At 47.7% G+C, this 9060-nt stretch carries 10 protein-coding genes; 1 reads left to right on the top strand and 9 read right to left on the bottom strand.

Annotated features, from left to right (window positions below):
- Positions 1-12: 12 nt before the first annotated feature.
- The gene (locus tag Q0882_RS02205) at positions 13-165 is read left to right on the top strand and encodes a universal stress protein (protein ID WP_299177437.1); all 153 of its coding nucleotides are present in this window, start codon (positions 13-15) and stop codon (positions 163-165) included.
- A gap of 67 nt (positions 166-232) precedes the next feature.
- On the opposite strand, the gene Q0882_RS02200 is transcribed toward Q0882_RS02205, so the two are convergent.
- The 9 genes from Q0882_RS02200 to paaC all read right to left on the bottom strand — a co-directional run bounded on the left by Q0882_RS02200 (position 233) and on the right by paaC (position 9055).
- The gene (locus tag Q0882_RS02200; protein WP_299177398.1) at positions 233-934 is read right to left on the bottom strand and encodes a 16S rRNA pseudouridine(516) synthase; all 702 of its coding nucleotides are present in this window, start codon (positions 932-934) and stop codon (positions 233-235) included.
- 87 nt (positions 935-1021) lie between these two features.
- Positions 1022-2200: a multidrug effflux MFS transporter gene (locus tag Q0882_RS02195; RefSeq protein ID WP_299177395.1), complete on the bottom strand. Its 1179-nt coding sequence runs from the start codon at positions 2198-2200 to the stop codon at positions 1022-1024.
- 46 nt (positions 2201-2246) lie between these two features.
- A complete protein-coding gene (locus tag Q0882_RS02190) occupies positions 2247-2663 on the bottom strand; it encodes a heme-binding protein (RefSeq protein WP_299177392.1) in 417 nt (138 codons plus the stop codon).
- Positions 2664-2774: 111 nt separating this feature from the next.
- Complete coding sequence (gene hpaD / locus Q0882_RS02185; protein WP_299177389.1) at positions 2775-3626, bottom strand: 3,4-dihydroxyphenylacetate 2,3-dioxygenase; 852 nt, start codon at positions 3624-3626, stop codon at positions 2775-2777.
- A gap of 246 nt (positions 3627-3872) precedes the next feature.
- On the bottom strand, positions 3873-4295 hold the full coding sequence (gene hpaR / locus Q0882_RS02180) for a homoprotocatechuate degradation operon regulator HpaR (protein ID WP_299177386.1): 423 nt from the start codon (positions 4293-4295) through the stop codon (positions 3873-3875).
- Between the two features lie 217 nt (positions 4296-4512).
- Positions 4513-6558 carry a phenylacetic acid degradation bifunctional protein PaaZ gene (gene paaZ, locus Q0882_RS02175; RefSeq protein ID WP_299177383.1) on the bottom strand — a complete coding sequence of 682 codons (2046 nt, stop codon included), beginning with the start codon at positions 6556-6558 and terminating at the stop codon, positions 4513-4515.
- A gap of 57 nt (positions 6559-6615) precedes the next feature.
- Positions 6616-7713, bottom strand: coding sequence for a 1,2-phenylacetyl-CoA epoxidase subunit PaaE (gene paaE, locus Q0882_RS02170; RefSeq protein WP_299177380.1), 1098 nt, complete (start codon positions 7711-7713; stop codon positions 6616-6618).
- A 36-nt stretch (positions 7714-7749) separates the two neighbouring features.
- A complete protein-coding gene (paaD, locus tag Q0882_RS02165; protein WP_299177377.1) occupies positions 7750-8289 on the bottom strand; it encodes a 1,2-phenylacetyl-CoA epoxidase subunit PaaD in 540 nt (179 codons plus the stop codon).
- Between the two features lie 4 nt (positions 8290-8293).
- A complete protein-coding gene (paaC, locus tag Q0882_RS02160; protein ID WP_299177374.1) occupies positions 8294-9055 on the bottom strand; it encodes a 1,2-phenylacetyl-CoA epoxidase subunit PaaC in 762 nt (253 codons plus the stop codon).
- Positions 9056-9060 lie beyond the last annotated feature (5 nt).

Genomic DNA, 9060 nt, shown 5'->3' with positions numbered 1-9060 from the left:
CCCTGGAAAGCGATTGTTGATGCTGCGGATGAGATCGATGCAGATGTGATTGTGATGGGGACACGTCCCCATTCAGGTATTGGTCATGCACTGATGGGCTCTACCGCTACAAAAGTGATGCAGCACTCCAAGCGCCCGGTTCTGATTGTTCCTTTAAAAAAATAGTCAGTTCTAAGCCCTGAACTTATCAAAAACCGTCGGAGATTCCGGCGGTTTTTTTGTTAGAGGATTATCAGAACAGATCAATTTCAACTGGGCTTAGTGCTCGGCTCTCCCCCTGTTTTAACTCAGGGTCCAGATTAATAGAGCCGATAGAGACTCGATGTATGCCTACAACCGGGTTTCTGAAGCGGCCAAACATACGTTTAATCTGATGATATTTTCCCTCTTGCAGGGTTACATAAGCGGTGTGATCTGAGAGTTTTTCTAAAATTGCCGGTTTTGTCGTGATGTTTTCGTAGGAAAAGTACATGCCAGCCATGAACGCGGTAGCATACTCATCTGTGATTGGCTTCTCTACAGTAACAAGATAACGCTTGGATATATCAGTTTCTGGGGATGAGATTTTGCGAGACCAGTTGCCATCATTGGTTAACAAAAGCAGACCGGTGGAGTTTAGATCAAGACGTCCAGCCAGATGAAGCGATTCAGATGAGCCTGGGAGTAGCTCCATTACAGTCTTATGTTGTGAGTCGCGGGTTGCACTAATAACTCCGCGAGGCTTGTGCATCATTAAATAGATAGGTTGGTTGTGCTGTAATAGCTGCCCCTCAAAGCAAACCTTCGTAAATTGTCCGACTATCTGATTGATATTCTCTGCGGGTTGATCATCAATGAGTATTCTTTTCTGCGCTATCAGGAGTCGTACATAACGTTTGTTGATTCCCAATTTTTTGGAGATAAAGCGATCAAGTCGTGAGTGTTGAGATTGCATTAGCGGTTCCAGCAGGGGCAGCCTGAAGTCGATATTTCAGCAGATTGTAAGATGATTGTGATTTCCAGACTACTCGTGGGCAGTAACTTAATGTCGTGTTTGTACTGAAAAATAGGCTGCGTATGCCAGAATTGGGCAACACAGCAAAACGGTTATGACCCAAAGCGTTCCGCTTTCAAGTAACAGTGGGGTTAGCTGAGCAGTTAAAGCGCCTGTGATTAGCTGTATAAACCCCATAAGACCAGAAGCCGTACTGGGTGATTTTGTACTACAGCTGATACCAGCAGATTGGCTGTTAGGTTGGCTGAGGCCGCGCCCAAGTGTAAACAGGGCCATAGGTAAGAACAGTGTTAGATAACCAACTCCCAGCAGCAGGGCCGCTGTAAGCATGATCACCGCAGCCAGGAGGGAGAGGCTATGGCCAACCATAATCATTCGGTGAGTGCCAAGCTTGCTGGAGAGTTTGGCGGCATTAAAACTCCCAAACATAAAACCGCATGAAACAAGCAGAAACCAGTTACCAAAGTCAGCGGAGTTCCCGCCCATTTCGCTGTTTACGATATAAGGCGCTGAACCGATAAACAGATAGAATGCACAAGCAATAAAAGTAGTTGAAAGGGCATATCCCAGATATTTGGGTGCCCTGATGACCTCCCAGTACTGTTTTAGAATGCGGTCGATACGTAAACTATCAGTTTTCTGGCTTGCTGTTTCAGGAATCATGGTTAAAACGATCAACCATGAGATGGTACTTAGCAATAAAGAGAGGTGGAACAGGTACTGCCAGCCAAGGTACAGGTTTAGATAGCCACCAAGTGTTGGTGCAATTGCCTGAGATAGTGCGATCGACAGGGTGATATAGCCGATTTTACCTGCTGCCTGGTCGCGACTATAACGATCAAGCATGATGGTGCGAGCCAATACCATTCCCGTACATCCACCTAAGGCCTGTAATACACGCGAGAGCAGAAGAGAGGATAGGTCATCTGCAAAAGCCCCCAGTAAACAACCGATAAAATGCAGTGCAATCCCATACAATAAAATTGGACGACGACCGAACCGGTCAGCAAGTGGGCCGCATATCAGTTGACCAATCGCGAGAGAGAACAGGTAAAGCGTCAGGCTAAGCTGTATCTCACCTGTGCTGACACCTAACTCGCTTGCGACATCAGGGAGCGCGGGCAGCAAGATATTGAGCGCAATAGGGCTCACCATTGACATAATGGTGAAGTAAGCGATGGGCGGCAGTGGCTTCTGTTGTTGCATAATAATTGCTTGATAGTGCCTTATAGCGAGCTAATGTACATTTGTCTTAGGCTGAAAGGGCTTTAAGTCCCGCTTCTGCACAAGCACGGTCCTGCTCCTCACTGGCACCTGATACACCGATCGCTCCGACTATCTCTCCCTGATAGGTAATAGGTAGGCCACCGCCAAACATCACAATACCCTCTTGCGCATTAAGGCCATCCAGCAGGTACCTCTTCTCGGCTAAGCGCTCCTGCCAGAGGTGGGTACCGAAACCAAAGCTAACGGCAGTGTAAGCTTTACCTTTAGCGATCTCAGTTGATGGAAGAGGGGTATTATTTATGCGCTGCATCGCTAATGGGTTTCCATGACGATCTAAGACCCAGACACAGACCCTAAGGTTATGCTTAGTTGCATATTGGCAGGCTTCAAGTGCAATTGATTGTGCGGCTTCCCACTGTAGGGAACTGTCGTTTACTAACATGGCTTTAGAGTGATTTAGTTGTGATAATGAAAGAGAAAAGAAAAAGGGTACCTTAACAGTACCCTCAATCTTCGACTTTTAAACTTTTGTTCCAGTAGAAACTACCGGGAACTACAGGCTAAATACGACGTTAACCTGTCCTGTACCTGAGCTTGGGAAGTATTCGCCGATCACTTCACCTTTACCCTGATACTGATCCCAGCCCAGAGCGCCAAACAGCATCGCAGTATCGTGCATACCACCTTCGCCAGAGCAGTTATCTGCATAATCAGGAAGCATTTTCAGGAATGTTGAGATCTCACCCTGCTGCCAAAGGTCCAGAACACGTAGATCAACCTGACGGTTGAACTCTTTTGAGATTGTGAAGGTACCATTGTTAGCTTCGTAGTCATCATTGTCCCAGATACGGTGAGACAGGGAACCAGAAGCCAATAGCATTACTTTGCTGTCGCTTGCTTCGATCGCTTCACGAATCGCTTCACCCAGCTTGCGTGAAGATTCCAGGCTATGAACTGTACACCAGCCTGCAACAGAGACTACTTTAAGGTCTGATTCTGGATTCATATAGCGCATTGGTACCAGTGTGCCGTATTCCAGATCCAGTGTTTCAACCTGATGAGACAGTGTGAATACACCCTTTTCTGTTGCTTTTTCAGCAATCAGGTCACCTAAACCAGGATTGCCCTGATATTCATATTCCAGATTCTGAATGAAGTGAGGGAATTCATGGCTGGTGAAACTGCCTTTAAAGTGTGCTCCGGAGTTAATGTGGTAACCCGCATTAACAAGCCAGTGGGTGTCTAGAACAACCACTGTATCAGCACCGGCTTCACGAGCGCGTCGAGCAATCTCTTTATGACCGTCGATCGCCTGCTGGCGACAGCCTTCAAGCTTACCTGGCTGCTCGGACAGTAGCATTGTTGGTACGTGCGTGATTTTAGCCGCGAGAACTAACTCTCCCATCGTAAACCTCTCTAAATCTTATTGTATGGCGACTGATAACTCTTTGGGGACAGTAAAAGGCCATCAGATGCGTTTTTATAAATAACTTAATATGTTAATTATATTTAACTCTAAGATAGTTGTCATGTTATCTAATGTCAACTGCTATCACGGCTATATTGATCGAAATCAGTAGTTACTGAAGGGGAGGGGCATAGCTGATAAGCAGCCTGTTTAGGCTGCTAGATAACTAATCTATTGATTCTGTTAGGGTTCAAGTTCGGAGAGCTCTTTTAACATCTCCATGAGCTGTTTAAGCTTCTCTTCATCAAATCTCTCGGTAAAGGTTTTATAACGTGCTTCTACTTCAGGACTGAGACGTTGAAAAAGCTCACTGGCTTTATCTGTCAGACTGATAATGGTGCGGCGCTGGTCCTCTTCAGATTTACGGCGCTTCACATAGCCCTGTTGTTCAAGACGCTTAAGAATGCCTGTCAGACTTGGGCTGAGGAGGCAGCAGCGGTTAGCCAGCTCTTTAGATTCAAGCTCATTGTAGGCATAAAGCGCACGTAGCACACGCCACTGCTGCTCTGTCAGCGAGTTTTCGTGAAGCAGTGGGCGGAAGAAAAGCATGGTTGCTTCTCGAGCTTTCAATAGTTGCAGAGGCAACGAGTCTTCAAATTTACGCATACAATAGGTCTTTTATGAATCTTCGGCACATTTTCACGGCTTACTATGCTTTGTGCAAGCGTTTCACCGTTAATTCCATCTAAGGGATAAGAATAATTAATATGTTACTGATGTCCAGTCTCTTCCTAATAAATCTGCTTAATAGCTGACCTGCGTTCAAACGACACAAAAAAACCTGGCCGTGGCCAGGTTTTTGAAAGCATAAACAGAGAGGAGATTAGTCCTCTTTGCGTACAACCATCGTCAGAATATTGTAGACAGCTACAGGTTTATCATCCTGATTGATCACTTCGACATCCCAGACGATTACACCATTTGGTTCATCTTCCGGACTGCGACGATCTTTCTTGATCTTCTTCTTACAGGTCAGGCGAACCTGGATTGTGTCACCGATACCTACAGGCTCGATGAAACGCAGGTTTTCCATACCGTAGTTCAGCTGAACCGGACCCGGAGAAGGTTCCACGAACATACCCGCAGCCGCAGAGATTACAAAGTATCCGTGTGCTACACGCTTACCAAACAGTGAATCTTTTGCAGCAATCTCATCAAAATGAGCATAGAAGTGGTCACCTGACAAGCAACCGAAGTTTACAATATCAGCTTCAGTCACCGTACGGCGATGTGTGATCAGCGTTTCACCGATCTGTACATCTTCGAAGTACTTACGGAATGGATGCACAACATCTTTGATCTGCTCGGAGCCTGGGTTGAACTCGTTGGTGATCGCTGTCAGCGTAGTTGGATTGCCCTGAATCGCTGTACGCTGCATATAGTGCTTAACTGCACGCAGACCGCCCAGCTCTTCACCGCCGCCAGCACGACCTGGTCCACCATGTACCAGTGTTGGTAGTGGGGAACCGTGACCCGTCGACTCTTTAGCACAGGCTTCGTTCAGGATATGCAGACGACCGTGGTAAGAGGCACAGCCCAGTACCAGATTGCGCGCTTCCAGATTGTCAGCTGTTACGATAGAGCCCGCCAGAGAACCTTTACCCAGCTTAGCAATCGCAATCGCCTGATCGATATCGTCGTATGCCATCAGGGTCGAAACCGGACCGAAAGCTTCAACACCATGCGGTACGTCTGTTTCCATTGGCTTGTCAGAATAGAGTAGCGTAGTTGGGAAGAACGAACCTGTTTCCAGATTGCCGCCAACAATTTCGAAATCTTCGCTACCACCATGGATCAGTTCACAACTCTGTTTCAGCTGTTCAACTTTATCCCATACATCTGCAACCTGACTGCGACCTACCAGTGCACCCATACGGACGCCTTCGATAGAAGGATCACCGATCACGGTTTTGCTCAGGCGCGCTTTCAGTGCATCAGCTACGGCTTCAACACGGTTACGTGGAATGATTGCACGACGGATAGCAGTACACTTCTGACCAGCTTTAACAGTCATCTCACGTGCTACTTCTTTCACATACAGATCAAACTCTGCAGAACCTGGCTCAACAGTTGCACCTAGGATTGCACAGTTCAGGGAGTCTGCTTCCATTGTGAATGGAATAGAGTTCGCAACGATGTTTGGATGTGTGCGCAGCTTTTGGCCTGTAGAAGCAGAGCCAGTGAAAGTCACAACATCCTGTTCGTTCAGCAGATCTAATAGGTTACCAACGCCACCACAGATCAGCTGTATAGAACCTTCTGGCAAAATACCTGATGCGATGATCTCTTTAACCATCACTTCAGTCAGGTAAGCAGACGCAGTCGCTGGTTTAACGATAACCGGCATACCCGCTGCAAGACTTGGTGCGATCTTCTCCAACATGCCCCAGCAAGGGAAGTTGAATGCGTTGATGTGAACCGCAACACCCTCTTTTGGCGTCAGGATATGACGACCAATGAAGCTACCTTCGCGAGATAGAATCTGCGCATCGTCTTCAACCAGGAAGGTTTCGTTTGGTAGTTCACGGCGAACCAGACTGGAGAAGGTGAACATGGTGCTCACACCACCTTCAATATCGATCCAGCTATCCGCACGTGTGGCACCTGTCCACGCAGATACGCGGTAGAAATCTTCTTTCTTTGCCATCAGGTGCTTACCCAGTGCTTTCAGGGCATTGGCACGCTCATGGAATGTCATTTTGCGCAGGGCAGGTCCGCCTTTTTCACGTGCGAAACGAACCGCATCGTTAAAGTCGACACCTGTGGAGCTAACAGTACAGACTGATTCGCCATTGATAGCGTTGAAGACTTCTGTACCTGCGTCAGTACCTTCGACCCACTGGCCGTTGATATAGCTTTGTAATTTCATCTGAGAGAACCTTTAAGTAGCTGAATCCCCCAGGCAGCGACTGCCTGGGGGAGCGTCTTAACGCTGGTCGAAGTCCAGAACAACTTCATCAGAGAGCGGATGCGCCTGACAGCTAAGAACGTAGCCGGCATCGATTTCATGCTGTTCAAGGCCGTGGGAGATATCCATGTCCACTTCACCTTTCACCAGCTTACACTTACAGGTAGAGCAGACGCCTGCTTTACAGGAGTAAGGAAGATCCATTCCGTTGTGTATACCCGCGTCGAGGATGTTTTCACCGACAGTAGCCAGATCAAACATAACAGAGCGGCCATCGGACACGACGGTCACTTTAGACATCTTGTCTTCACCAAACTCCTCTTTACGCTTCGCTGCTTTCTCAAGCATCGCCTGAGAGTCTGCAGAAGAGTTAGCAAACAGTTCGTAATGGATCTGGTCGTCTGTCAGTCCTTCCATACGGAAGCCGCGTGACACTTCAGACATCATTGCTTCAGGACCACAGATGAAGGCTTCATCAACTTCTTTAATGTTGATCAGGCCAGCTTTCTGAAGTGCTGCGCCTTTAGCGTTATCGATAATACCGTTCAACAGATCAGCGCCCTGATCTTCATAGTTCATGATATTGATCCACTGGAAGCGGTTCATGTAACGGTTTTTAACGAAGTTCAGCTCATCTTTGAACATAACAGAGTTGCTGCGACGGTTACCGTAGATCAACGTTACTTTACTGTTTGGCTCTGTGGACAAAACAGTTTTCATAATTGAGATCATCGGAGTAATACCGGAACCTGCAGCGATACACATGTAGTTTTTCGCATTCTCAGGTTTAACTTCTGTATAGAAACTACCCTGAGGTGGCATCACATCGACAGACATGCCCGGCTTAAACGTATCGTTCGCATAGTTAGAGAACTGACCGTTTTTAACACGCTTGATACCCACACGCATGTGGCCATCGTTTACACCTGAACAGATGGAGTATGAGCGACGGACATCTTCGCCGTCGATCATTGCACGCAGAGTCAGGAACTGACCCTGAATGAAGTTAAACTTCTCTTTCAGTTCTTCCGGAACTGCAAAAGATACGCAAATAGCTGTGTCGGTTTCTGGCTGAACATCAGCAATTTTCAGCGTATAGAAATTGGTGTCAGACATTGCTTCACCTTTATCTTATGAGAGCCAGGTTAAGACCTAGATCTTCTTGAAATAGTCAAATGGCTCATTGCAATCATCACACTGGAACAGTGCTTTACATGCAGTAGAACCAAACTCACTTATCCGGCGAGTATTCCGGGAGCTGCAATGTGGACATTGCGCATGTGCATCCGGCGTCAGGCCATCTTCGTCCAGGTCTGCATCCTCTGGGGGAGCAATCCCATAGTTACGAAGTTTTTTGCGGCCTTCAGCTGACATCCATTCTGAACTCCAGGCTGGCGATAGTGAGGTTTTTACCTCAACCTCGGCATAACCTGCTTGATTCAGAGCTTCTGTGACATCGGTGCTGATATTGTCCATGGCAGGGCAACCGGAGTAGGTTGGCGTGATGGTAACAATCACTTTGTCACCTTCACGCTCAATATCACGCAATATCCCCAGATCCCAAATCGTCAGTACCGGTACTTCGGGGTCTTTAACCTGATCGAGCAGATCCCATAGTTCCTTTACGTCAGCTGCATTTCGCTGCTGTAATCTCTGGTACTGCTCTTCTGGCATCAGTGAGATTTCATTCATGGGCTTACCACTCACAACCAGGATGCGAACGGTGTACGATCTGCATCTCAGTCAACATGTGACCCAGGTTTTCAGTGTGGTACCCGGTACGTCCGCCACGCACAGCCCAGCTATCTTCTGGTACCGTGATCGTTGCTTCTGTCAGGATGTCGCTGACCATTTTGTGCCATGCGTCACGTAGTTTAGAAACGTCTACACCAATGCCAGCATCGGCCAGCAACTGCTCTGTCTCGTCCATATCGAACATCTCGTGGGTATAGCCCCACAGTTGTTCAACCGCTTTCTGAGTGCGTTTATGGCTCTCTTCAGTACCGTCACCCAAGCGCAGAACCCAATCACGGCTACGGCGCAGGTGATACTTAGTCTCTTTGATCGCTTTCGCAGCAATAGCAGACAGGGTTTCATCTTTAGACTGCAGCAGTTCCGGTAACAGAACGGTGTAGTAAACATCGGCGAACAGCTGGCGAACCTGTGAGTATGCGAAGTCGCCTTTTGGCATCTCCATCAACAGCAGGTTGCGGTATTCGCGATCATTGCGCATGTACGCGAAGTCATCTTCTGTGCGGCCATCGTTAGCCAGTTCTGCAGCATAGGTGTAGAACATACGGGCACGACCGATGTAATCCAGTGCGACGTTACCGTACGCAATATCCTCTTCCAGGAAAGGACCGTAGCTCACCCACTCGGAGATACGGTGACCCAGTACCACTGAGTCATCGCCAAGGCGGGTTGCATATTCAAGCGTTGCAGCTTTGATATCACTCATTCTTA

This window comes from uncultured Neptuniibacter sp. (genome assembly GCF_947498015.1).
Classification (GTDB): Bacteria; Pseudomonadota; Gammaproteobacteria; order Pseudomonadales; family Balneatricaceae; genus Neptuniibacter.
Note: the sequence above shows the minus strand (reverse complement) of the source record. Positions and strands in the feature narration are given on the sequence as shown.

Excerpts from the sequence above, each read along its gene's own strand:
- Q0882_RS02200 (WP_299177398.1), bottom strand. The coding sequence starts at position 934 with ATGCAATCTCAACACTCACGACTTGATCGCTTTATCTCCAAAAAATTG.
- Q0882_RS02195 (WP_299177395.1), bottom strand. The coding sequence starts at position 2,200 with ATGCAACAACAGAAGCCACTGCCGCCCATCGCTTACTTCACCATTATG.
- Q0882_RS02190 (WP_299177392.1), bottom strand. The coding sequence starts at position 2,663 with ATGTTAGTAAACGACAGTTCCCTACAGTGGGAAGCCGCACAATCAATT.
- hpaD (WP_299177389.1), bottom strand. The coding sequence starts at position 3,626 with ATGGGAGAGTTAGTTCTCGCGGCTAAAATCACGCACGTACCAACAATG.
- hpaR (WP_299177386.1), bottom strand. The coding sequence starts at position 4,295 with ATGCGTAAATTTGAAGACTCGTTGCCTCTGCAACTATTGAAAGCTCGA.
- paaZ (WP_299177383.1), bottom strand. The coding sequence starts at position 6,558 with ATGAAATTACAAAGCTATATCAACGGCCAGTGGGTCGAAGGTACTGAC.
- paaE (WP_299177380.1), bottom strand. The coding sequence starts at position 7,713 with ATGTCTGACACCAATTTCTATACGCTGAAAATTGCTGATGTTCAGCCA.
- paaD (WP_299177377.1), bottom strand. The coding sequence starts at position 8,289 with ATGAATGAAATCTCACTGATGCCAGAAGAGCAGTACCAGAGATTACAG.
- paaC (WP_299177374.1), bottom strand. The coding sequence starts at position 9,055 with ATGAGTGATATCAAAGCTGCAACGCTTGAATATGCAACCCGCCTTGGC.